The following is a 24,624-nucleotide window of genomic DNA, read 5'->3' as shown; positions in this document are numbered from 1 at the left end:
GTTTAATCCAAAGAAATAGTTTCAGACTTTAAAACAAAAAAATCTTTATCGTTACACAAAATATTAAATGTGTATATTTCGTTATATTTATACCACAAAAAAATATTTATGTCTTTTTCCGAGAGAAGAAATACAACCCGTTGGATCATTATTACCATTTCCTTTTTAATCATTTCCCTGATTCTCTGGAACACTTATACTTTTTTCCAAATCTTTAAAAACGAAGAACGCTTAAAAATGAATCTTTGGGCCAATGCACAAAAGACACTGGTCAATGCAGATGAAAATACAGATTTAGATTTACCGCTTGAAATCATCAACAACAATACCTCAGTTCCAGTTATGCTTATCATGTATGACAAGGTGATTAGTTCTGTGAATGTTCCTGAAGAAGTCCTGCAAAATAACGAAAGCACCTTATCTTATCTCAAAAATCTGAAAAATGAGAATGAGCCTATCGTTATTGAATATGCGCCCGGAAAACATCAGGAATTGTATTATGGGAATTCGGCATTGATTAATAAACTGAAATATTACCCCATCGCCTTATTGCTGATTATCTTTTTATTTGGGGCTTTGATTTATAATTTTTACAGAAGTACCAAAATGGCTACCCAAAATAAACTCTGGGCAGGAATGGCAAAAGAAACGGCACATCAAATCGGAACACCTTTATCCTCTTTAATTGGCTGGGTAGAGATTTTAAAGACAGAAGAAATCGATTCGTCTATAACTTTTGAAATTGAAAAAGATATTGAACGTTTACAGACGATCACAGACCGCTTTTCTAAAATTGGGTCGGTTCCTGTTTTAGAGGAGAGAGATATTGTTACCGAAACTTTGAATACTTATCAATACCTGCAATCCCGTTTTTCAAAGCAGGTTACTTTCTCTTATCGGACACCTCAACAAAGTATACCGGCAATGATAAACCCTACGCTGCACAGCTGGACTATTGAAAATTTAGTAAAGAATGCTATTGATGCGATGAAAGGAAAAGGAACGCTGGACCTTCAAATTGAAGAAGATGCACATCATGTAAAAATTAATGTAAAAGACTCCGGAACAGGAATTTCTAAAAAGCAGTTTAAAACTATTTTCGAACCCGGTTTTACAACTAAAAAACGCGGCTGGGGACTTGGACTTTCTTTAACCAAAAGGATCGTTGAAGAATATCATAACGGAAAAATAAAAGTTTTACAGTCTGAAATTGGAAAAGGAACTACTTTTCAGATTTCATTAAATAAAAAAGCGCCCTAAAAGACTTCGACTTCGCTCAGTCTGACATAGTGTTTCATAAATCCAACTGATTTCGTTAAATAAAAAAGTGCAGCAAATTACTTTACTACACTTTATCTTTTTTATTTCAACTGTCAAATCGAGCGAAGTCGAGATTCTTTTATCCTTGAAACGAGAGACTTCGACTTCGCTCAGTCTGACGTTTCGACTTCGCTTAGTCTGACGTATCCGGCTTCGCTCAGTCTGACATAGTGTTTTATAAATCCAACTGATTTCGTTAAATAAAAAAGTGCAGCAAATTACTTTACTACACTTTATCTTTTTTATTTCAACTGTCAAATCGAGCGGAGTCGAGATTCTTTTATCCTTGAAACGAGAGACTTCGACTTCGCTCAGTCTGACGTGGTGTTTTATAGATTCATCGGATTTAGTTAAATAAAAAAGTGCAGCAAATTACTTTACTACACTTTAATCTATTTTATTTCGACTGTCAAATCGAGCGGAGTCGAGATTCTTTTATGCTTGAAACGAGAGACTTCGACTTCGCTCAGTCTGACATTTCGACTTCGCTCAGTCTGACGTTTCGACTTGGCTCAGTCTAATATATCCGGCTTCGCTCAGTCTGACGTGGTGTTTTATAGATTCGACTGATTTCGTTAAATAAAAAAGTGCAGCAAAAATTTACTTTTACTACACTTTAATCTATTTTATTTCGACTGTCAAATCGAGCGGAGTCGAGATTCTTTTATGCTTGAAACGAGAGACTTCGACTTCGCTCAGTCTGACGTTTCGACTTCGCTCAGTCTGACATGGTGTTTTATAAATTAGCCTGAATATCTTTGGCCAAAGCCTCAAATTCTTCTTTAGAAAGTGAAACTTTATTTTGAAAACGCATTTCATCCATTTCGTTTAACGGAATCAAGTGCACGTGTGCGTGAGGCACTTCAAGACCAACAACTGCCACTCCAACTCTTTTGCAAGGAACCGTTTTTTCCAGTGCTGCTGCAATTCTCTTAGAAAACTTCATTAATCCTAAATACAACTCCTCTTCCATATCAAAAATCTTGTCGATTTCTTGTTTCGGAATACAAAGCGTATGTCCTTTTGCATTTGGGTTTACATCTAAAAAAGCCAGATAATTATCATCCTCAGCAATTTTATAAGCAGGAATTTCTCCGTTTACTATTTTGGTAAATATTGATGGCATTATTTCTTTGTTTATTGGGTGAATCGTCTAACCGACTTAACGATTAAACGCAAAAAATTAGTCTCTGGTGATTTCAAGGATTTCAAATTTCAAAACTCCATTTGGAACCGTAATTTCAGCTACTTCTCCAACAGATTTTCCCAGTAACCCTTTTCCAATAGGAGACGTTACAGAGATTTTTCCTGTTTTTAAATCTGCTTCACTTTCAGCAACAAGTGTATATTTCATTTCCATTCCATTGCTTTGATTCTTAATTTTCACATTAGAAAGAACCAATGCCTTCGAAACATCTAATTGTGATTCGTCAATTAATCTTGCATTAGAATACACTTCTTCCAGTTTAGCAATTCTCATTTCTAATAAACCTTGTGCTTCTTTTGCAGCATCATACTCCGCATTTTCAGACAAATCTCCTTTATCTCTTGCTTCTGCTATATCTTGAGATGCCTTTGGACGCATTACACTTTTTAAATGTTCCAACTCATCTTTTAATTTTTTTAATCCTTCTGCTGTATAATAAGATACTTTACTCATAACTTCGTCGTTTATATAAATACAAAAAATCCCATCGGGACGGGATTTCTTAATTACAAATATACTATTATTTTTAATAGTACATAATTATATGTTAATCATATAGAATCCAAATGTAAATAATTTATTTTTGTTTCACTAATTCTTATTAAAATAATGAAAAAATTCTGGTGCTTAATCGTCTTTGTCTCTGTGCTTTTCTCCTGCAGTGAAAATAGTAGACGCGACAAAAACCCTTACATTCCTAGTTATGCAGTTAACCTGTCTATTGATACTAATCTGCCTGCTTATTCCAATCTTAAATTTGTAAGTAATGGCGTGATTATTCCAAATTACGGAGCAAAAGGAGTTATCATTTTTAATACCGGAAGTGGTTACAATGCGTTTGATGCCGCCTGTCCAAATCAGCCCGTAACTTCCTGCACCGCCATGACAATTGACGGCATAAATGCAGTTTGTTCCTGCGATAAAACAGCTTATAGTTTATTTACCGGATTGGGAGGTAAAGATTATCCCTTAAAACAATATCGCGTAGAATTTACCGGAACAATAATTCACGTTTACAATTAAAAAAACAAAAGCCTGAAAAGTTATTTTTTCAGGCTTTTTACATTTTACGTTTGACTTCTTACTTTTTTAGAATTTCAATGTCAATCCGGCTAAGAAATTAATTCCTGCCTGAGGATAATAGGAAGGATAAACATCCCACATTGCTCCGTTTGAAACATATTTTTTATCCAGAAAATTGTTCACCAGACCAGTAATCAAAATTGATTTGAATACTGATTTTGGTTTGATTTCATAAGACACATTCAAATCATTTACAAAATAGTCTGCCAATTTTGCTGCCGGTAATTCAATATTGTTCATGTATTGTTCTCCTACAAACTTCTGCAATAACGAAATGTGCAGATTTTGGATCGGACTGTATACAATAATATTTCCCGCAATTACTGATGGTGAATAAGCGATATTGGTTGTTCCGTAATGTGTACCTTCAACAGCTAAATCAATATTTTTATTACTGCTTAAAGTAAAATTCGGTCTAAGGATAAACTTTTCAGAAAGTTGTATGGTGGCATCAACTTCTAGACCTAAACGGTAGCTTTTCTCAGTGTTAGCACGAATTGGAGCTCCAACATCGTCCAATCTTCCAGTCAAAATCAACTGATCTTTGTAGGCCATATAATACACATTCGAATTCAATTGAAATTTATCTGAATTGAATCTCCAGCCCAGTTCAAAATCATTTAGTTTTTCAGGTTTTACATTTCCACCTTCATAATCGGTTCTGTTAGGCTCACGATTGGCTCTTGCGTATGAAAAGTAAAGGGTGTTTTTTGAATTGATTGCGTAATTTAAACCTGCTTTCGGATTAAAGAAATTAAAACTGTCATCAACCAATCCTGTATCTTTTCCGTTGGCTTTGTACGTTACATTTCTATATTGCAAATCGCCATAAAAACTAAGTTTTTCTGTTAACTGATAATTGGCTTTCGCGAAGATATTTCCATCTGTTTTGGTTGAAAAATCATCATAGTAATGATCTCCCGGCAGCGCCTGAGCAGAATTTCTGGCCCAGATTACTTTACCAAAATGAGCTCCCTCATATTTATTCCAGCCACCGCCTACGATTACGTCTAATTTTTCTTCTTTATATTTTACAGAAAAAGTGGTCCCGTAAAAATCATTGTCTAACCATTTCTGACGAATTAAATCAGTTCCCGGAACTAATTCTCCAAGGTCATTTTCTACCATTTTAGTAGGCTGAATCGGCCCATACCCTTTAATTGGCTCGTTATATTTGAAGTTTTCGTAGTATCCTTGCCCTTTAGTGTAATGAAGAGCTAAGTTGCTGCTCCATTTATCAGAAATTGATTCACTCCAATGCAATTGATAATGGTTTTGTTTGTAATTATCAGTTTCATTATCATAAAAATGAACATTTCCGGCTTCATCTTTATATTTTCCGGCTGAATTATAAGTACGATCTGAATTTAGTTTTTCAGCATCAATTCCGTTCCAGGACTGGTATGTTCTTTCGGTTCCACCAAAAACCAGCGCCTTAATTAAAGTTGTTTTACCAATATAAGTTCCCTGAAGAAAATACGATTTTAAATCTGAACTTGCACGATCTACGTATCCATCTGATTTAATGGTAGACAAACGCCCTGCGAGCTCAAAATGATCATTTAGTAAGCCTGTACTGAATTTTACGGTATTTTTATTTGAATTGAAACTTCCGTAAGAGCTTGAAATTTCTCCGGTTGCTTTCGTAGCATAATTATCCGTCAGCATATTCAAACTCGCTCCAAAAGCAGAAGAACCATTAGTAGAAGTTCCAACACCTCTTTGCAATTGTAAACTCTCCACAGAAGAAGCAAAATCAGGCATATTTACCCAAAAGGTTCCCTGACTTTCAGCATCATTATATGGAATTCCGTTAATGGTCACATTTACTCTTGTAGCATCACTACCACGCACCCTGATTCCGGTGTATCCTATACCTCCTCCTGCATCAGAAGTAGTTACCACCGATGGCAAATAATTCATTAGAATTGGAATATCCTGTCCCAGGTTTCTAAATTTAATGTCCTTTTTATCAAGATTACTAAAACTTACCGGAGTTTTAGCAGTAACACGAACTGCCGAAACTAAAACATCATCCAGTTTGTTCACTTTAGTAGAGTCCTGCCCTTGCGCGAAAGAAAATTGAGAAAAGAAAATAGAAAAAAGAAGTAAGAAAATAGATTTGGTTCTGCTCGACTTTTGAATCTTAGAACCTTTGTAACTTAGCACCTCAGCACCTTTAAAAATAGTTTTCATCCGTAAAAAATTTACGAATAAAAGGGGGAATTATTCTTTTTGTTAAATTAATAAAAGTTTCACGACAAAATATAGTGTGCACGCTAAAATTTGTCGTTTTTCCCTTAGCAACATTACTCGCTCAGGTTCTTTGGGTATGATCTCAGCTCGTTATTTAGAGCACCCCTTTGAGACGATGCAAATGTAATGTTAAAAATTTCAAAAATCAATAGTAATATCAAAATTCAAAATCTCAAATTCCATTTTAAACTGATCTTTTTTTTCAGGAATTTGGAATTTGAGATTTGGAATTTCTACTTAATCGATATTTGGTTTCTTTCTGGATTGTTTGATTTCCGAAACGTTCTTTTTATCCTTGATACGCTTTTTAATTACCGATTTAGGAATTTTAGTGGCTTTACGAACTTTAGGAACATACAGCCCTTTTTTAATTACCTCTAAAAAGCGTTTTATAACAATATCTTTGTTTTTTAGCTGACTTCTATCTTCATCGCAATTTAAAATCAGGATATTTTCTGTGGTTAAACGCGCTGCTATATTCTTTTGCAAAAGCAGCTTTTCTTCTTCAGACAGTGCCTGAGACACATTCAAATCAAAAGTCAACACCACTTTTGATGACACTTTGTTTACATTTTGTCCGCCCGCACCACTGCTTCGTACGGCTTTAAAACGCAACTCTGATATGATTTTTTCGATATCCATTATTGTGGCTGATGCGCAGCTTTTAATAAATCGTTTACTGTTTTCACTGGATTAAAGGTAATTAAGGGTACTGCCACAAAAATAGTAAGCCAATTGGCCATTGCTCCGTTCCAAAGTCCCGGAAGCTCATAACTCTTTACCAATTTCCCATCCACACTTTTTTCGACAATAAAACCAGTGTTTTGATCTACAAATTGCAGTAAATCAAATTTTTCGTTTTTATAATTTTTGATTCCGCAAACTAAATCAACAGGATTAAAATGAGTGGCCGAAGCCAAGATTTCCTGTTGTTTTTTGTTTGTCAGATCGATTTGCGAAGCCTCTACAATCTGCAACGAAACTGATCCTTTGGGGCTCACTACCCAAAACGGACCTCCTCCGGGCTCTCCTTCATTTTTCACCATTCCACAAACACGAATTGGCCTGTCTAATAAGCTTTTTATCTTATTGATTTTATTTTCGAAAGTAAACTTACTATAGTCACTATTCAACTCAACATTAAGTTCTTTTGATAAAAAGATCACGATTTCTTCAAGATCTTTCTCTCGTATCTCTCCTTTTTCAATTGCATTTAAATAACTAAAAACTTTTTGCTGTATCTTAATTAAAGTCCCTGCTAATGCTTTTTTATACAATGCAATCTGATCCATATGATTTTGAATTACATTGTCAATGTTTTTGACAAAAATAACATCCGCATCAAGTTCATTTAAATTCTCAATTAGCGCACCATGTCCTCCGGGTCTAAAAACTAATTTATTGTTTTTATCCCGAATTGGATTATTTTTAACGTCTACACAAATAGAATCGGTACTTTTATTTTGATAGGAATAAGAGATGTCTATTTTAACTCCCGAATCTTTTTCTATTTTTTCTTTAAGAACCTTTATTTGATTCTCAAACAAACTTTGATGTGCTTCTGAAACGGTAAAATGCAAATTAGAAATCTGATTGGATGAAGCATAGCGAATACATTCGTTCAAATGTTCTTCGATTGGATTTGCAATATGTCTTTTGTATTGATGAAAAGGTAAAACTGCCTTTGGTTTATTTGCAAAATCAAAGTAATCAACAGACAACAATGTTTTTATAAAATAATAATTTTTATGATCCCGATCCAGCATTTCAAACTCTGGGTAGATTTCTTTTAACTTTTTATCAACCGCTTTAAAAAATGCAAATTTCTCCATAGCCACTATAAAAATAGACAGCTCTTTATCGTTTTTACGGTTGATATAAGCGTTGATAGTTTCTTTTTGAATGTCAAACTCATTCAGAAAAGCGCTTAAAAATTTAAACATTCTGCTGGCTGCACCCGAAGCCGGAACAAACTTTTTCAGCTTAATTTCTGATTTTTTAAGATCAAAAAAAGCTGCTTTTTCTTCAAATTCTGCTTCTGATAAACTTAATACACCACTGTCAATTGTGGCCGGACTAATCAAATTAGACTTGTTTATTCCGTTCTTAAAATTTTGCAGCTGCTGTAAAATCTTTTCAAAAGAAATTCCATGTTCGTATATCTGAACAAAATCTTCAGATGAAATACCGTGCTGTTTTGCGACAGCTAATTGCTCTATGATCGCTATCGCTTTAGTCAAACGGCTTTCTTTATCTCCGGAAAGAGTAATAAAAGGTTTTTTAGTATCAATAAGAGTCTGTTTGAAAACTGAAAATACGGTTTCACGACCTTCAGGAGTATCTCTAATGTCATCTTTTTCCCAGGGGATATCAATATCAGTCAGGAAAAATAAATCGTATTCATGCTCTAATGCTGCTTCGTTTAAAAGCGGATCACAAAATCCATAATACATTTCAGAGAAAACCTTTGTCACCATTAAATTGGTATCACAAAACAGATACTTACTTGACAAAGCCTGCTTTTGATTTTCAAGAGCTACTTGCCCGTATGCAATAGGCATCATATCATCGGCTACACAAATGTGCTGGTTCTCTTCCCATTTTTCCTGCAAATAATCGCGTGCGAACTCAGGAACCCATTCGGTTTCATAATATTCTGCAAGTTGTTTTGCCAAGGTAGTTTTTCCTGTGCTTTCAGGACCAAATAAAGCAATTTTTATGATAGCTGTTATTTGCTGTCTAAGATTTTTCTCCATTCTAAATAAGCTGAAATAGCCAAAATTGTAAAAATTAAATACTGCAGTGATAACATCCCTAAACCGCGATAAGCGTAAAGAGGCACCACAATAATATCACCAATGATCCAAAGCGTCCAGTTCTCGATCTTTTTCTTCGCCATGTACCACATTCCTGCAAAAAATATTCCAGATGAAATCATATCGACATAATTGTCGTTTCTAATTTCGTAATCAAAGTATTTATAGATGCCGAAAACTACAAAAACAGTTATAAAAAACAATACTATTCCAATTATTTTTTCATTGGCATTTGTTCGTGTTATAGGCAAATTGTCTTCAACCGTTCCTCCTTTGCTCCATACATACCATCCATATATACTCATAATCGAAAAATAGCCATTGATGATCATATCTCCGATATAACCCGCAACATATAACAGATAAACCGAAATAACGGTAGCAATCAAACCGGTTGGATAAACCCAGATATTTTCTTTTTTCGCAAACCACACACTCAAAATTCCACAGATAAAAACTAAAAACTCCAGGGCAATATGCCATAAAGGAGTGTTTTTATAACTGTCCAGAAAAAAATCAATCATACTTGAGCAGGTTAGTTTAGGTTGGGTTTTTATTTATGATTCAAAAAAATGGCTGTCATTTTCAAAAGCGGTTCCAATAACTACTAAATCAGCACCGGCATTATATGCCTTTTGAATTCCATGCAAATCTACAATTCCTCCACCAACAATTACAGGAATCTCAACATTTTGAGCAATTAGCCGTATCATTTCTAGGGGCACTGCTTTTTTTGCACCACTTCCCGCCTCCAGATAAATCAATTGGCTTCCTAACATTTCTCCTGCCTGCGCTGTTGCCAAAACCAGATCAAAATTATCCCTTTCCAGTGGTTTTGTTTTGCTTACACGGGCTACAGCAGTTTCATTGCCACTTTCAATCAGAATATAACCTGTCGAAATAACTTCTAAATTTGTCTTTTTTAAAATTGGAGCTGCCTGAACCTGATACTCTATTAAATAATCAGGGTTTCGGCCTGATAATAAAGATAAGAACAAAATCGCGTCTGCCTGAGGTGAAATCTGCGAAGGATCACCCGGAAATATAACAACGGGTAAATTGGTTTCTTGTTTTAATTTAGATATTAAATCTTCTAAAATTGTTGCCTGCACAATACTTCCTCCTACAAAAATATGTGTTGCGGGAGATTGATTTATTTTAAGCAATAAATGATCTAAATTTTCCCAAACAATTTTATCCGGATCTAATAATATGGCCAGTAATTTTTGTCCTTTACTTTTAGCCTCTAAAATTTCCTGTCGTAAACTGAGTAATTTTTGTATCATAGTGGGCGTAAAAGTAAAAGTTTTTTGATGTAGAAGAACTATTTTGAATGAATTATATTTGTGTTATAGTTAAACAAAATTATGATTGCAATTGATCTGCTGCAGAAATATGGTGCTTTGAGAAAGTCTTTCGCTAAAAATGAAATTATTTTTGAAGAAAACAATCTGCCCGCGTACTATTATCAGATTGTTTCCGGAGAAGTAAAAATGAGTAATTATAACGATGACGGACGTGAATTTATTCAGGGTATTTTTTACAAAGAACAGCCTTTTGGAGAACCTCCTTTATTTTTAAATCAAAAATATCCGGCAAATGCCATTACTGTTGAAGATTCGGAAATCCTTCTTCTTAACAGAAATAGTTTCATGAAACTGCTAGGGGAAAATCCGGACATCAGTCTTAAAATAATCGAAAATCTGGCGCAGCGACTGTACTATAAATCGGTTATGGCGGCAGAGATGTCTACTCAGGAGCCGGAGCATCGCATTTTAAAACTAATCGATCATGGAATTGTCTATTTCAATTTTAAAAAAGACGCAAATGGATACCTCATCAATTTTGCAAGACAACAGATTGGAGATCTGACCGGTTTGCGTGTTGAAACGGTCATCAGAACCATAAAAACTCTGGAGAAAAAAGGTTTTTTAAAAATCATAAACAGAAAAGTATACCGATAAAATAGTTCAGTTTATATGATTTAAATCATAAAATGCATCCCTATAGTGCCTGTACCTTTGTAGTATAAAAATCTCAATATCATGACACTATATCAAACAACATTCGAAAATTTCAATAAAAACTATATGGGTTCAGCTGCAATGGCGGTAATTGGTCAAAGCTGCTTAGGTGGTGCTGCGGCCATGTACGTTCTTGCTAACGGAACCTCAATACCACAAATGATACAATTGGCCATTATTGTTTTGGCCTGTGTCTTTGCCAACACTTCTATATTGGCACAAATGAAGCACAAAACGGTTTTTAACCTTATTATTGTAAGTGCACTTTTAAGTGTGTTTTTTATTCTCTTAAATAGTTTTATTCTATGAAAAAACAAATAGAGAATCGAGAAGATGTCGAATTTTTAGTCCATCAGTTTTATGCTAAAATAAGAGCCGATAATGAAATCGGCTTTTATTTCAATTCTATGATCAAAGATTGGGATACGCATTTAGAGAAGCTCACCGATTTTTGGGAAAGTAACTTATTTGCCGTAAGGAAATATAATGGTAATCCGCTTGCCGTGCACAATGAAGTCGATTCGCATTTTGAAGGAAGAATCACCTCTAATGAGTTTGGAATCTGGCTGAATCATTGGTTTCAGACTTTAGAAGAACATTTTGAAGGCGAAAATGTCGAAACGTTAAAACGACGCGCCCGTAAAATGGGAACTTTTTTGTTTCTGAGTATGTTTGAAAATCGAAAGAAAATAGCAGAAGCTAGCGCTGAATAAATTGCTTTTTTTTGTGATTACGAGACTCTAGAGAAATGACAAAACTGTAAAAAACTGAAAACTGAGACTGAAAACTACTTATCAAAAGCATAAACCAAAGTAAAGTTCTGCCCTGAAGTATTCGATTTAATTTCTTTATAGTACACGTCAAAATCTACTGCGAGATCATTAAAATGAAGACTGGCTTTGGTTTGATTTTTATCTAACGAAAACGTATTTACACTAATATGATCTTTAAAACTGATTCCTTTTTCGTTTCTGATTTTAAAAATAGCTTCTTTGGCTCCCCAAATTACTGTCAATTCCCTGATATAATCGGGAGTATTTTGAGTGTTTAGATAACTGTTTTCGGTCTCTACAAATTTGTCTGCTATTCGAAGGATTTTGTCGCGTTGCAGCTCCATGTCGATTCCTACTGTTTTATCACTAATTATAATCGCTGCAAAATCATGTGAATGCGTGATGGAGATATGATTTTCGCAATTGAAATAGGGCTTCCCAAATTCGTCGTAGTGCAAGTCCTGATCTGTAAAACCCATTTCCTGGATCAGCATACGGACGCTCAAAAAGGCGCGTTGATGCATTACAGATTTCATCCCGTTCAACCTCAACTGTGTTTTCTCTTTTAATACTACATTGCTCACTAACTCCTCAAATGATTCTGTTATGTGCCAAACTAAGATTTTAGTCGTTTCGTTGAATTGTATGGTTTCAAATAAAGGCATTCTTTTTTAATTATGAGTTATGAGTTTTTAGCTATGAGTTGTTTTCCTGATTTGAAAACGAAGTTTCTTATTTAATGTCTCGTCTTTTAGCCCTGATGGGAACGGCATCCTTTTGCAGTCTCGTTTTTTTTTACGAGACTGCAAAAGATATAGTGGACAGCAGGATTAGCTTCTTATTTCGACTACGCTCTATATAACAGCCATAGTAATCAACTAATATTCTAAAGATTAAGAAATTAAACATTTCACAATTCTGACAGAAAGTAGTCTAAATTAAAAACCTATTCCGTAAATTTGCAAAAATTTTACAATTACAAATATACTATAAATGAGTACTACAACTACGCCTTTTGTGGCTTTCAAAGTAAAAGACATCTCTCTAGCGGCTTGGGGAAGAAAAGAAATTGAATTGGCTGAAGCTGAAATGCCAGGTTTAATGGCGCTTCGTGCTGAATATAAAGACGAACAACCTTTAAAGGGTGCTCGTATTGCAGGATGTTTACACATGACGATTCAAACTGCTGTTTTGATCGAAACTTTAATTGCTCTTGGTGCTGAAGTTACCTGGTCTTCTTGTAACATTTTCTCCACTCAGGATCAGGCTGCTGCTGCTATTGCTGCTGCAGGAATTCAGGTTTATGCCTGGAAAGGTCTTGATGAGCAATCATTTGACTGGTGTATTGAACAAACTTTATTCTTTGGTGAAGACAGAAAACCATTGAACATGATCCTTGATGATGGTGGAGATTTAACAAATATGGTTATTGACCGTTTCCCTGAATTGGTTCCTGGAATTAAAGGTTTATCTGAAGAAACTACTACTGGTGTTCACAGACTTTACGAAAGAGTAAAAGCCGGAACTTTACCAATGCCTGCAATTAACATTAACGACTCTGTTACTAAATCTAAATTTGATAACAAATACGGTTGTAAAGAATCTGCTGTTGATGCTGTTCGTCGTGCAACTGACTTAATGTTGGCTGGAAAAAGAGTTGTAGTTTGTGGATATGGTGATGTTGGAAAAGGAACTGCTGCTTCTTTCAGAGGTGCAGGATCTATTGTAACGGTTACCGAAATTGATCCAATTTGTGCTTTACAAGCTGCAATGGACGGTTATGAAGTTAAAAAATTAAACACTGTAATTGCTAATGCTGATATCATCATTACTACTACAGGAAATAAAGATATCGTTCTTGGAGAGCACTTCGAGCAAATGAAAGACAAAACTGTTGTTTGTAACATCGGACACTTTGATAATGAAATCGATATGGCTTGGTTGAACAAAAACCACGGTGCTTCTAAAATCGAAATCAAACCACAAGTTGACAAATATACTATCGCCGGAAAAGACATCATCATTTTGGCTGAAGGGCGTTTAGTAAACCTAGGTTGTGCTACAGGTCACCCAAGTTTTGTGATGAGTAATTCATTCACCAACCAGACTTTGGCTCAAATCGAATTATGGAACAACAGTGCTGCTTACAACAATGACGTTTATATGTTACCAAAACATTTAGATGAAAAAGTAGCGGCCCTACACTTAGCTAAATTAGGAGTTGAGTTGGAAGTTCTTCGCGAAGATCAGGCTGCTTATATTGGTGTTGAAGTTCAAGGTCCATTCAAACCAGAATACTACAGATACTAAATAATTTTAGATTGAAGATTTCTAATTTTAGATTCCTTCAATTGCCTATTAAAACCCGACAGATTTAAAAATCTGTCGGGTTTTGTTTTTAAAAACCTTAGAAGACAAAAGATCTTTTTATATTTGAACAAAACATTTTCTTAAAACTTTACTTTTTAAAAATAAGCCCTTAATTTTAACCACAAAATAAGCCTTAGTTTCTCAACTACTTAAACAACGTAATTTTGAAAAAAACACCTTATTTCTTTATCTTATTTTTTTTACTTACAATCTCTCAGATTGGTCTTTCGCAGGAAAAGAAACCTAAAGTCGTTTTAGTATTAAGTGGTGGTGGAGCAAAGGGAATTGCACATATTCCGCTTTTACAAAAACTGGATTCTCTACACATTGTGCCTGATCTTATTGTTGGAAATAGTATGGGAAGTATCATTGGCGGTTTATATGCCATGGGATATTCCGGCGATAGTATCGAAAAAATCACCAAGAATATTTATTGGGACAAACTCCTTGGCGGAGGTCAATCATTACAATCTGTAAGTGCAGAAGAAAAAAGAGAATTCCAAAGATACTTGGTCGGAATAGGGATTAAAGATGGAAAACTCAATAGTGTTGGTTCACTTTTAAATGATCAAAACCTAAGAGAATCCCTTTCTGAATTGACCTTTCCTGTATATAATGTCAGAGATTTTGATAGCCTCCCGATACCTTTTAGAGCTATGGCTACCGACTTAGTTGAAGGCAAGGAAGTTATTTTAAGCAAAGGCAGTTTAGCTTATGCCATGCGAGCCAGCATGTCTTTGCCTGCTATTTTCAAACCAGTGCCTTACGAAAAAACCATATTAGTAGACGGAGGAGTATTAAATAATTTCCCGACAGATGTGGCCAAACAAATGGGTGCCGACATTATTATTGGCAGTGATGTTGGTGGAGGAATGCAGCCAATGGGGAAACTGAACAATATTATGATGATATTAATGCAGACGAGTATGTTTCCGAGTAATGTTAAAAACCCGGCAAATCGCGATCTGTGTACCATATTAATCGATCACATGCCCAACCTGCGTTTCTCGACAGCTGACTTTGCAGCTAGTAACGAAATTTATAAAGACGGTAAAATAGCCGCAAATCAAAATCTTCCGGCTTTAATTGCTTTAGCAGAAAAGTTAAAAGGATTCCAGCAACGAACGCACAAATTGCCCTATATGCCCAAAGAATTTGTTCTTGACACCATAATTTATAAAAAAATAAGTCCGGAAAATCTCCCTCTGGTAGTGGGAAGAGCAAATCTTAAACCCCATGTAAAATATACCTCCAAAGATTTAATTTCAGGCATCAACAGAGCTATGGGTACAAATCTTTTTGATGAAATTGGATATAGCTATTTCATCAAAGATGGTGATAAACCCGGAGTTACATTATTTGGATCTGAGCGTGCTAAAAACCAGCTAAACACCTCCGTACACTACGACACTTATAGAGGTGTTGGTGTTATTTTTAACTACACCGCCAGAAACGTTCTTGCCGATGCTTCCCGTCTTTTGGTTACTGCCGATATAGCAGAACAACCAAAAGGCAGAATCAATTTTCAGAAAAATTTTGGAGGACGCAGAGAATGGTGGTGGGGAACGGAACTTTACGGAGCTTTTCTAAAACAGGAAATTTATCTTAATGGCAAAGCCTCAGATAATATCCTTTACAATACATTTGAATTTAACAATGAAGTAAACAGAAATTTAAATTCGCTGAAAAGCTATTTTGGTTTTGGTTTAAACTATCACTACACCTACTTCAAACCAAAATATGAACGGGAATACAATCCGAACGTAGTTTCACTAAACAACTACAGCTCTAATAATATCGAATTCAACATGCATTATTCCTATAATGATATGGATAAAGTTTTCTTTGCTACAAACGGAACCATTATAAAATCAAATATAACGCGATCATTCCTTAGCGATATCAACGCCTCAATTTCCTCCCCAGATGTCATGCGTCTTTCCGGTTCAACAAATAATTACACAAAATTTGGTTTAAGCTTTGAAAAGAGGTTGCCCCTAAAAAAGAAAATTACAGGAATCGTAGGATTTGATGCTTGTTTTATTTTTCAAGATCAACTCAAAGACAATCAAATTTCGTTTTTCGATTTTGGTTATGCAACAAGATATTTTCTCGGTGGTATTATCCCAAGTTCCGGCAGTAATCGCTTTTCATTCCCGGGTTTACATGAAGACGAACTCAATGTTACACAATATATGGGGCTTAAACTCGCCTCGCAAATAAATATTACCGGAAAAATCTATCTGACCCCTCACATTAATATTGCCGCTGTAGGTTTTGACACTTTTGGTAATTTCATTGACCATGCCTTTAAACCAAAAGGAAATTGGGATCATAATTTCGAAACCAGCCTTGTGCTATCGGGAGGAGCTGCTATTTCCTATCAGTCCATTTTAGGTCCAATTCACTTTGATACTTCATGGATCAATAATATCGACAAAGTCCGATTGTTTTTCAGTGTCGGATTATCACTTAATCCATAACACACCAATAATCTCAAATAGCTTTCAAATCCGACAGGTTTTTAAAACCTGTCGGATTTTGTTTTTAATACTACTTCTTATTCATAGACAAAAATTCGCTCAACAAAATTGGCTTCTGGTTTTTCTGAACCCAGTCCGCCCTCAAAAAACATTTCGGTCCAGTTTTTTTGATTATCGATTTTAAGATACTCTAATTTTGTATCCAACTTAATTTTACCATCCCCAAAAAAAGAATCGGAACTTGATTCTTCAATTCTTCTATTATCGGAGTTGTATTTTCTATAAATTACCATTTCATTCAAATACACAGAATCCTCTTTATTATTCTTCAAATGTTCTTCTATAAGATTTCCTCTTTCATCGTACACCAATACATCCTCAGACTCCGTAATTTGTGCCTCTCCTCCCTGATAATCATAAGAAAAACTTGTTTTTATAATTTGATTTTTATCGTATTTATATTTCACCAAACTCCTTAAAGTATCATTCTCCGAAAAATAACTTTTCTCTTCTACTAATTTTTTATCCGGTCCGTAGCTGTAAATTGTTCTTCCGGTAATCTTTTCATCATCGTCGTAACCTATCGATTCTATCTTTTGTTTTAAGCTATTATACTTGTTCTCCGGATAATCAGACTTTTTGGGAAATAATTTATCTTCGACAAACTCCCCATTAGAATTCTTTTTATAAGTGGTATAATTTTGCATTTTACCTTTTACATACTTGCCATTCTTTTTTGTTGCATAGTAAACGTTCTCGGTGTATTCTTTAATGTTTCCGAATAGTTTTTCATTCCAATCTGCAGATAATTGTGGGGCATTGTAATCTTCTTTCCTCATTTTTTTAGGCTCAGGCTCTTTCAGATTCGGAATCATCTCAAAAGACCTGTTTATACCATAAACAGGTTCATAAAGAATGAAATCATTTTTAATTGGAGCAATAGTCTGAATAAAGATGTACTTTCTTTTTTCATTTATTACCTCATCGATCGTAAATGTTTTTTTAAATTCTTCAAAACTCATCGTAGGAGTGGCTTTAAAAGCCTCAAAAACAGGTTTACTTATATTACCTCTTATATCACTAAGACCTGCTCTTTCATCATTGATTTTTTTATTTTTCTTCTTTAGATCTTCCATCTCCTTTTGACCGTAAGTAATCAATACATTGCCCAACTCATCATAATTCACCAAGCGCATATTAATTTCCTGATCACTATTCGGATCGACAGCCTCAATCAAAATCACATTGTTTATAACATCCACTAACTTGTACTCGTTATTATTCAGTTTAAATGTGCTTCCTATATCTTTTTTAGAAAGCTTTACCTGGGAATAATCTGTAATGAATTTAATATTGTAAACTACACTTCCATTAATCTCAGAAAGTTCGTTATTGTTTTTAAAATTTACAGCATTGTTTATCTGATCCTGCTTCCGCAGCGTAGTAAAATTTAAATTAATCTCTTTTCCGTTCTTGTATTTGTACAAAACCTCCATTCCAAAAGAAGTCCCACCAATATGCTGAATTTCAATCAACTCTTTTTTCGAATTAAACAGCTTACTTGTTACGGGGTGAAAATCTACAATAGTAGTTTCATCATTTTCTTTAAAATAAGAAGGAAAACGAGAAGTAAACAACAGGTCGTATCCATATTCAGATTTCTCCAATTTCAACACTCCTCTTGAAATAATTGTATCTATAGAAGAGTTTATCACCTCCATCGATTGAATTGCTTTTTTTTGAATTTCATCCATTTTTCGATTTACTTTTTTAAACGGAAAGTCAGGAGTCTTAAAAATTTCTTTATTTATGTTATAAGTCATTTCATAAATCATGTCTTTCTCCTCTTTACTGGGTTGTTTTTTTTGAGAAAACACTGAAAGACTAAAGCTCAACAAAATCAATACAATTCTATTCATCTATTTTTTCTCGAAAAGTACTGCTTTTCCTCTCAACTATCCAAGGTCTATTTTTAGAAAATGTTATTCTTATCTTTACTGGAAATTTGTCTTTATGAAACGATTTCTTGTTTTTTGCCTATACTTTTTTACTAATTGTGTTATACTCGCACAAAAAAAAGACCTTTGGGTTTCATTTTGGGATAAAGACACTACCCATATTGGATTTAAAGACGCAAACGGAACTATCAAAATACCACCAAAGTTTATGGGATTCACTACTGCCCGTAAATTTGACAAAATTATTGCCGTAACCGAAGAAACCGGTGAAAGCTGGAAGAGCTATTATCTGACCAAATCCGGTAAAATAGTGGGACGTGACAGTCTCTATATTTTTGACAATGGTCCTGATTGTGAAAATGAAGGTTACATCAGATTTACAGACCGAAAAACAGATAAAACCGGAATATTTAATAGTGAAGGCAAAATTGCAATTCCTGCTGATTATAGTGCTTTATCAAAAGTTCAAAATGGGATGATTGTAGCCTTAAAAGGTGCCCTAAAAAAACAGGACGGTGAACATTTTTTCTGGAGTGGAGGAAAAAGATACCTGATAGACCATAACAACAAAATCTTAATTGAGGATTTCAAAGACAATACTGATCTTAACTTTTATTCTTTACAAAAATCAAAAGTCCCTAATAAAGAAGAAACAAGAGAGAATTTTGCCGGCGTTGGCGGTGCGTATTATTCTTTTATTAATTGCGATAAGGAATTTAAGTGGTGGTTAAAAAACAATTTACTTTCTGATTTATCCAAAGAAAATTTAATGAAGAGCTCCTTTGATAAAATCACTTACTGGAAAGAACCAAATGGATGGAAAAGCGAATCAAAGACAAAATTTATTGAAGAAAATTATGCTCTTTTAAAATCAAAACTTCAACAGCTTAAAGCTTCCGGAACGGATTATTTTATTTCGTCTGATGGGCTGAATCCCTTTATTTTTGAAACGAGCGAATATGGTGAGTACTTTAATAATTGTAATGAGCCTAAAGAATGGATCTATCCCGTTAAGAACATTATTATTAATTCAAGCGATACAGCCGATTTTAAACAGGATCATTTTGAATTTCTCCGAACCGAAAAGGGTTACAAACTGATAAGTGTTTCTGTTGCGAAAGAGGAGCTGAAATAACTTAAAATTTTCAAATCTAAAATAGCTGAAATACCTTTTTATTTTGCAGGTTAATTCTGAAATATATCAATACATTTGCCGCAGAATAAAACGAATAACCAAACCTAAAAAAATAAGATTTTAAAATGAAAATACAATTACTTACTACTAGTTTGCTCCTACTTATTACAACAGTTTCTTTCTCTCAAAAAATATCCGTTAGTGAGATCAATGAAAAAAGATCTACATCAGATAATTCATTTAGCAACGAATGTGAAATTGAACTAAAAATATCCGGGGATGAAGTACGAAAATACAAGTTTGTAAAAATTAGTAAGATCACTAAAGCAATAGACGATCAAGGTATAGATTTATTAAATGAAGATGAAAAAAGTAATGATTATAGTAAAATAGATCAAACGGCTAAAATTAAACTAGAAATTAAAATCCCTGCCAGAAAAGCTAAAACTATCAAGGAACTGAGCGGCGAAGTGAGTCTATATAACCCAAATCAGGCCAATGGAAGTGAAATAAAAATTACCAATTATCAAAACAAAACGAATGTCAATCTTTTACCTGGCAAATCCGGAATAGAGATTATTTACTTAACAAAAGAATCTTATACAAAATATGTTCAGGAAAATAAGAACAAAAAAGAAGAAGAACTAAAAAAACTTCCTGAAGCTGCAAGGCTAATGGCTCAGGGACTTTTAGGTGCCTTCGATGGTCTTTTTAGCTCTGGCGACACTGATGATAATCAAGTGTACTTCTATGTAAATGGAGATAAATCTAAATTTGTCGATTTATATTTCGAAGATACAGCTGGAAAAAAAATAGAACGAAATGGAAGTATGAGCAGTAACAGTTTGTTTACTTATTATTTTGAAGAAAAACCAAACCCTAACTGGAAATTAGTCATTAATATCGAAAGCGATAAATCCATAAAAAAGATCCCTTTTAAACTAGTTGATATTGAATTGCCGTAATTTAAAAATATAATTAGTTTTTCTATACTATTCCGTAAATTCATCTTTTCACGTCAATACAAAGGTTAACTTTACAAAAAAACGAGATATGAAAAACTTTTTCTTTTTAGGCATTGCTATTCTCTTTGAAATCATAGCTACTTCGGCCCTAAAAAAGTCTGAAGAATTTACAAAACTGATTCCAAGTATTGTAACCATAATTGGTTACTGTGGTGCATTTTATTTTTTAAGTTTTGCCATCAGAACCATTCCGGTCGGAATTGCTTATGCCATCTGGTCGGGAGTTGGGATTGTACTGATCACGATTATCGGTGCTGTTTTCTTCAAACAAATCCCTGATTTACCAGCGATAATTGGATTAACATTGATTATGGCAGGTGTTATTGTCATTAATGTTTTTTCTAAAACTACCGCGCATTAAGGTATTTTAAATCAATCATTGATACTATCAAATGACATTATAAAAACACTCCTTACACTATAAATCAAAAATTTAATGAATTTCAGAAAAGCAACAATTTCAGACTTAATGGAAATGCAGCAATTGTATACCGAAACCATACAATCGGTCTGTAAAAACGATTACGATCCAAAGCAAATTGAAGTATGGATTTCGGGTGTACAAAATACCGAGCGTTGGTTAGACGTTATTCAAACACAATTTGTTTTGCTGGCCATCATTGAAACTAAAATAGTTGGTTTTGGAACTTTGAAGAACGGCAATTATATTGATTTCTTTTATATCCACAAAGACTATCAAAAACAGGGAATTGCCCATAAGCTTTTAAATGAATTACTACTTGAAGCCCAAAAGCAACATCCAGAAACCATTACCTCCGACATTAGTATTACAGCCAGACCTTTTTTTGAAAAAAGCGGTTTTGTTGTAAAAGCCGAGCAGGTAAACATTCGATCCGGTGTTGAGCTGATTAATTACAAAATGGAAAAAGAATTGTAACGGTAATTGTTTCAGGTTTCAGGTTTCAAGTTTCAGGTTTCAGGTTTCAAGTTTCAGGTTTCAAGTTTCAGGTTTCAGGTTTCAGGTTTGAGCAGAACGTGAAACTTGAAACAAAGTCAACAAAAGTTACTTCCGCAAGTTTCGGATTTTATACCCGCAAAAACGTGTCGATATTTGCCTTATAAAATGAAACGAAGATGAACACACAGGAAAACATTAATTATAATCGAATTGCTGAAGCGATTGATTATATCAAAGCCAATTTTAAAGCGCAGCCCAATCTTGATGAAGTTGCCGAAAAAGTGCATTTAAGTCCTTTTCACTTTCAACGTTTGTTTACCGAATGGGCAGGCACAAGTCCGAAGAAGTTTTTGCAATACATAAGTGTTGAACATGCCAAGAAAATACTTCAGGAAGACCACCAGGCTACTTTATTTGATGCTGCTTTTGACACCGGTCTTTCGGGAACCAGCCGTTTGCATGACTTGTTTGTAAACATCGAAGGTATGACACCAGCCGAATATAAAAATGGAGGAAAGAACTTAGAAATTAACTTCAGTTTCGCCGAAAGTCCGTTTGGAAATATCATTGTAGCCTCAACACTTAAAGGAGTTTGTTTTATGGCTTTTGCCGAAAACGAAGGAATGGGTTTTGAGAATTTAAAACATAGATTCCCCAACGCCACATTCTGCAGAAAGCTGGATCTGATACAACAAAATGCACTGTTTATTTTTCAAAATGACTGGAGCAAATTATCCGAAATTAAACTGCACTTAAAAGGCACCCATTTTCAATTGAAAGTTTGGGAAACTCTTTTAAAAATCCCATTGGGACAACTTTCTACTTATGGTTCAATCGCACAGCAAATTGAGAAGCCCAATGCTTCCCGTGCCGTTGGTACCGCTATCGGAAGCAACCCTGTCGCTTTTTTAATTCCTTGCCACCGTGTAATCCAATCCACAGGAACCTTCGGGGGATATATGTGGGGAAACACCCGTAAAACGGCCATTATTGGATGGGAAGGCGCACAGATAAATCCATAAATACCTTATTATTTTTCCGCCACAATTCACGAATCATTCTTTTACATTTAAAAAAAATCTATACTGTAGAATAAGTTTAATTCGTGAATTACTTCGTCCGGTCGCTATCGCTCGGGCCGTGGCAAAAAACAACCTCAACTTAAAATCATGATGCAAAACATATCCACAAAAATTGCTTCCCTTCATTGGGACAGCATCACCGAATCTATGCACGAAAACGGATTCGCCATTATTTCAAATCTGTTAGATAACGAACAATGTGAAGCTCTAAAAGCCGATTATTCAAAGTCCGAATTATACCGAAAAACGGTCGTCATGGAACGCTATCGTTTTGGTCTGGGAGAGTACAAATACTTCACTTATCCCTTACCCGATCTGATTCAGAACATTCGTACTTCCATTTACCCTAAACTCGCTCCTATCGCAAACGCCTGGATGAAAGCACTTACTATTCAGACCGTTTTTCCGGATACGCATCAGGAATTACTGGAACAATGCCATGCCAATCATCAATTAAAGGCAACTGTTTTAATCTTAAAATATGGCAAAAGCGGTTTCAATACACTGCATCAGGATTTGTACGGAGATGTTTATTTTCCAATTCAGATTGTTCTTTTCCTGAACGAACCCGATGAAGATTTTACAGGCGGAGAATTTGTACTGACACAGCAAACACCAAGAGCACAATCCAAAGCTATTGTACTGAAACCTAAAAAAGGAGACGTTTTAGTTTTTACCACCAATTTCAGACCTGCGAAAGGTTCCAAAGGATACTATCGCGTAAACATGAAACATGGTGTAAGCGAGATTCATTCTGGCGAACGACATACGTTGGGAATTATTTTTCATGATGCGCTATCGTGAGTATTTTTTTCTGCCACGACCCGAGCGATAGCGACCGGACGAAGTAATTCACGAATTATGTTTTTTAAATCTGTGCGTTTATTTATTCGAATTCATTCAAATAATATCAGATAAAGCATGTAAAAGAATAATTCGTGAATTCGTGGCTAAAAAACAAAACACAAAACAATATGCTTAAACATAACAAAATTCAAGATTCAGATCTTCGAAATAAAATTAAAAAAGGCGAAATTTGCTTTGGTGGCAACCAAAAACTAAAAATCTACGGAACGCTAAAATGCAAATCCGGAAAAAGAATGAAACGCGAAAACAGGGTTTTCTTTTCAACCGAGGACGAAGCCGTAGAAAACAATTTTCGCCCTTGTGGACATTGCATGAAAACCGAATATCAAAACTGGAAAAATGGACTTATTTAATCCGCATACAGACGAAACAACGAATCTGCTTCCTAAAGACGGAACGGTTAATTATTATGGAAAATTGTTTTCGAGAGAAGACTCCAATCATTATCTGGAGGTTCTTTTAAATACTATTGAATGGAAAAATGATGAGGCTGTTATCTTTGGTAAATTGATTTTAACCAAGCGAAAAGTGGCCTGGTATGGTGATTCAGGTTTTGAATATACGTATTCCAATACCACCAAAAAAGCGCTTGCATGGACTCCGGAATTACTAGTACTAAAAGCGGTGATGGAAGAAAAAACGGGAGAGACCTTTAATTCCTGTTTGCTCAATTTATATCATTCCGGTGAGGAAGGAATGGCCTGGCACAGTGATGCTGAAAAAGATTTAAAAAAGAACGGTGCCATTGCCTCCGTAAGCTTTGGCGCTGAACGAAAATTTGCCTTCAAACACAAGGAAACCAAAGAAACTGTTTCTTTAATTTTAGAACACGGAAGTTTACTGGTTATGAAAGATGCTACTCAAACGAATTGGCTGCACCGTTTACCCCCCACAAAAACCACTTCAAAACCAAGAGTAAATCTGACGTTCAGAACTATTGTAACTTAACAGTACATTCTCACTTCTCACTTTTTCTTAAAAGCTACATTTTGATAAGAAAGAATCAAAGCGTCTTCAAACATTTCCGGTCTTGCTTTTGAAAGCTCTACAACGGTCCAGCCTTGTTTACCCCACTTATTGGGAACCGGATAAAAAATCAATTCACTTGAAGCGCAAAAAACGGACTGATCGATTTCGTTCAATTTTAAAACGGCTGTATTGTTCTTTTCTTCAAAAGTGGCGAATATTTTTTTGTTGATTCGAAAAGAAGTTTTCTCAAAATGAGGCTCTTCTGTGGCGTCCGGAAATGACAGCGCAAGGGTTCTGAATGTTTCAATTGTGACCATATTTCACTCTTTTTTTAAAA

Annotated in this window: 25 protein-coding genes; 15 read left to right on the top strand and 10 right to left on the bottom strand. The window is 34.8% G+C overall.

Translation table 11 applies throughout. The features are described from left to right. Positions 1 to 108 precede the first annotated feature (108 nt). The gene (locus LNQ34_RS11275; protein ID WP_229999773.1) at positions 109 to 1,260 is read left to right on the top strand and encodes a sensor histidine kinase; all 1,152 of its coding nucleotides are present in this window, start codon (positions 109 to 111) and stop codon (positions 1,258 to 1,260) included. Between the two features lie 796 nt (positions 1,261 to 2,056). On the opposite strand, the gene LNQ34_RS11270 is transcribed toward LNQ34_RS11275, so the two are convergent. Both LNQ34_RS11270 and greA read right to left on the bottom strand, forming a co-directional pair. Next, a complete protein-coding gene (locus tag LNQ34_RS11270; RefSeq protein ID WP_202702218.1) occupies positions 2,057 to 2,446 on the bottom strand; it encodes an HIT family protein in 390 nt (129 codons plus the stop codon). 57 nt (positions 2,447 to 2,503) lie between these two features. After that, positions 2,504 to 2,980, bottom strand: coding sequence for a transcription elongation factor GreA (gene greA, locus LNQ34_RS11265; RefSeq protein WP_017497969.1), 477 nt, complete (start codon positions 2,978 to 2,980; stop codon positions 2,504 to 2,506). A 156-nt stretch (positions 2,981 to 3,136) separates the two neighbouring features. Here greA and LNQ34_RS11260 point away from each other — a divergent pair, with 156 nt between their 5' ends. Further along, entirely contained in the window at positions 3,137 to 3,550 is a 414-nt protein-coding gene (locus LNQ34_RS11260; protein WP_202702219.1) for a Rieske (2Fe-2S) protein, read from the top strand. A gap of 66 nt (positions 3,551 to 3,616) precedes the next feature. On the opposite strand, the gene LNQ34_RS11255 is transcribed toward LNQ34_RS11260, so the two are convergent. The 5 genes from LNQ34_RS11255 to LNQ34_RS11235 all read right to left on the bottom strand — a co-directional run bounded on the left by LNQ34_RS11255 (position 3,617) and on the right by LNQ34_RS11235 (position 9,968). Next, positions 3,617 to 5,806: a TonB-dependent receptor gene (locus LNQ34_RS11255; RefSeq protein ID WP_202702220.1), complete on the bottom strand. Its 2,190-nt coding sequence runs from the start codon at positions 5,804 to 5,806 to the stop codon at positions 3,617 to 3,619. 297 nt (positions 5,807 to 6,103) lie between these two features. After that, complete coding sequence (gene arfB, locus LNQ34_RS11250; protein ID WP_229999772.1) at positions 6,104 to 6,508, bottom strand: alternative ribosome rescue aminoacyl-tRNA hydrolase ArfB; 405 nt, start codon at positions 6,506 to 6,508, stop codon at positions 6,104 to 6,106. After that, complete coding sequence (locus LNQ34_RS11245) at positions 6,508 to 8,622, bottom strand: DUF4301 family protein (protein ID WP_229999771.1); 2,115 nt, start codon at positions 8,620 to 8,622, stop codon at positions 6,508 to 6,510. Before LNQ34_RS11245 ends, arfB begins: the two co-directional genes overlap by 1 nt. Further along, the gene (gene pnuC, locus LNQ34_RS11240; RefSeq protein WP_229999770.1) at positions 8,595 to 9,206 is read right to left on the bottom strand and encodes a nicotinamide riboside transporter PnuC; all 612 of its coding nucleotides are present in this window, start codon (positions 9,204 to 9,206) and stop codon (positions 8,595 to 8,597) included. Before pnuC ends, LNQ34_RS11245 begins: the two co-directional genes overlap by 28 nt. A 33-nt stretch (positions 9,207 to 9,239) precedes the next feature. Next, positions 9,240 to 9,968 (bottom strand): phosphoglycerol geranylgeranyltransferase, encoded by a 729-nt coding sequence (locus LNQ34_RS11235; protein WP_229999768.1) that lies wholly within the window; start codon positions 9,966 to 9,968, stop codon positions 9,240 to 9,242. An 81-nt stretch (positions 9,969 to 10,049) separates the two neighbouring features. Here LNQ34_RS11235 and LNQ34_RS11230 point away from each other — a divergent pair, with 81 nt between their 5' ends. The 3 genes from LNQ34_RS11230 (at position 10,050) to LNQ34_RS11220 (ending at position 11,419) form a co-directional block, all read left to right on the top strand. Beyond that, on the top strand, positions 10,050 to 10,646 hold the full coding sequence (locus LNQ34_RS11230; RefSeq protein ID WP_229999766.1) for a Crp/Fnr family transcriptional regulator: 597 nt from the start codon (positions 10,050 to 10,052) through the stop codon (positions 10,644 to 10,646). 81 nt (positions 10,647 to 10,727) lie between these two features. Continuing rightward, positions 10,728 to 11,015 (top strand): hypothetical protein, encoded by a 288-nt coding sequence (locus LNQ34_RS11225; protein ID WP_229999764.1) that lies wholly within the window; start codon positions 10,728 to 10,730, stop codon positions 11,013 to 11,015. Next, a complete protein-coding gene (locus LNQ34_RS11220) occupies positions 11,012 to 11,419 on the top strand; it encodes a group III truncated hemoglobin (RefSeq protein WP_229999762.1) in 408 nt (135 codons plus the stop codon). Before LNQ34_RS11225 ends, LNQ34_RS11220 begins: the two co-directional genes overlap by 4 nt. A 74-nt stretch (positions 11,420 to 11,493) precedes the next feature. Here LNQ34_RS11220 and LNQ34_RS11215 read toward each other — a convergent pair whose 3' ends face one another. Continuing rightward, positions 11,494 to 12,144 (bottom strand): 4'-phosphopantetheinyl transferase family protein, encoded by a 651-nt coding sequence (locus LNQ34_RS11215; protein WP_229999760.1) that lies wholly within the window; start codon positions 12,142 to 12,144, stop codon positions 11,494 to 11,496. Between the two features lie 328 nt (positions 12,145 to 12,472). On the opposite strand from LNQ34_RS11215, the gene ahcY reads away from it, so the two are divergent. Next, on the top strand, positions 12,473 to 13,789 hold the full coding sequence (ahcY, locus tag LNQ34_RS11210; RefSeq protein WP_017497980.1) for an adenosylhomocysteinase: 1,317 nt from the start codon (positions 12,473 to 12,475) through the stop codon (positions 13,787 to 13,789). Between the two features lie 224 nt (positions 13,790 to 14,013). Continuing rightward, positions 14,014 to 16,332, top strand: coding sequence for a patatin-like phospholipase family protein (locus LNQ34_RS11205; RefSeq protein WP_229999758.1), 2,319 nt, complete (start codon positions 14,014 to 14,016; stop codon positions 16,330 to 16,332). A gap of 77 nt (positions 16,333 to 16,409) precedes the next feature. Here the strand turns inward: LNQ34_RS11205 and LNQ34_RS11200 are convergent, their stop codons facing one another. After that, positions 16,410 to 18,251, bottom strand: coding sequence for a hypothetical protein (locus LNQ34_RS11200; RefSeq protein ID WP_229999756.1), 1,842 nt, complete (start codon positions 18,249 to 18,251; stop codon positions 16,410 to 16,412). 94 nt (positions 18,252 to 18,345) lie between these two features. On the opposite strand from LNQ34_RS11200, the gene LNQ34_RS11195 reads away from it, so the two are divergent. From LNQ34_RS11195 to LNQ34_RS11160, 8 genes are all read left to right on the top strand, one after another. Next, the gene (locus tag LNQ34_RS11195; RefSeq protein WP_229999754.1) at positions 18,346 to 19,425 is read left to right on the top strand and encodes a WG repeat-containing protein; all 1,080 of its coding nucleotides are present in this window, start codon (positions 18,346 to 18,348) and stop codon (positions 19,423 to 19,425) included. Between the two features lie 125 nt (positions 19,426 to 19,550). Continuing rightward, complete coding sequence (locus tag LNQ34_RS11190; RefSeq protein ID WP_229999752.1) at positions 19,551 to 20,390, top strand: hypothetical protein; 840 nt, start codon at positions 19,551 to 19,553, stop codon at positions 20,388 to 20,390. Positions 20,391 to 20,478: 88 nt separating this feature from the next. Next, positions 20,479 to 20,811, top strand: a complete 333-nt coding sequence (locus tag LNQ34_RS11185; RefSeq protein ID WP_202702231.1) for a DMT family transporter — start codon at positions 20,479 to 20,481, stop codon at positions 20,809 to 20,811. A gap of 75 nt (positions 20,812 to 20,886) precedes the next feature. Further along, complete coding sequence (locus LNQ34_RS11180) at positions 20,887 to 21,348, top strand: GNAT family N-acetyltransferase (protein ID WP_202702232.1); 462 nt, start codon at positions 20,887 to 20,889, stop codon at positions 21,346 to 21,348. A 197-nt stretch (positions 21,349 to 21,545) separates the two neighbouring features. Next, on the top strand, positions 21,546 to 22,391 hold the full coding sequence (locus tag LNQ34_RS11175) for a methylated-DNA--[protein]-cysteine S-methyltransferase (protein ID WP_229999750.1): 846 nt from the start codon (positions 21,546 to 21,548) through the stop codon (positions 22,389 to 22,391). A gap of 150 nt (positions 22,392 to 22,541) precedes the next feature. Further along, positions 22,542 to 23,255 carry a 2OG-Fe(II) oxygenase gene (locus LNQ34_RS11170; RefSeq protein ID WP_230000589.1) on the top strand — a complete coding sequence of 238 codons (714 nt, stop codon included), beginning with the start codon at positions 22,542 to 22,544 and terminating at the stop codon, positions 23,253 to 23,255. Between the two features lie 170 nt (positions 23,256 to 23,425). Beyond that, entirely contained in the window at positions 23,426 to 23,671 is a 246-nt protein-coding gene (locus tag LNQ34_RS11165; protein ID WP_202702234.1) for an Ada metal-binding domain-containing protein, read from the top strand. Next, the gene (locus tag LNQ34_RS11160; RefSeq protein WP_202702235.1) at positions 23,658 to 24,266 is read left to right on the top strand and encodes an alpha-ketoglutarate-dependent dioxygenase AlkB family protein; all 609 of its coding nucleotides are present in this window, start codon (positions 23,658 to 23,660) and stop codon (positions 24,264 to 24,266) included. The genes LNQ34_RS11165 and LNQ34_RS11160 overlap by 14 nt, the downstream gene beginning before the upstream one ends. A 17-nt stretch (positions 24,267 to 24,283) precedes the next feature. On the opposite strand, the gene LNQ34_RS11155 is transcribed toward LNQ34_RS11160, so the two are convergent. Continuing rightward, positions 24,284 to 24,604, bottom strand: a complete 321-nt coding sequence (locus LNQ34_RS11155) for an MmcQ/YjbR family DNA-binding protein (protein ID WP_202702236.1) — start codon at positions 24,602 to 24,604, stop codon at positions 24,284 to 24,286. Between the last annotated feature and the right edge of the window lie 20 nt (positions 24,605 to 24,624).

The organism is Flavobacterium lipolyticum (assembly GCF_020905335.1).
In the GTDB taxonomy this organism is placed as follows: domain Bacteria; phylum Bacteroidota; class Bacteroidia; order Flavobacteriales; family Flavobacteriaceae; genus Flavobacterium; species Flavobacterium lipolyticum.
This window is presented reverse-complemented; position numbering and strand designations above follow the sequence as displayed.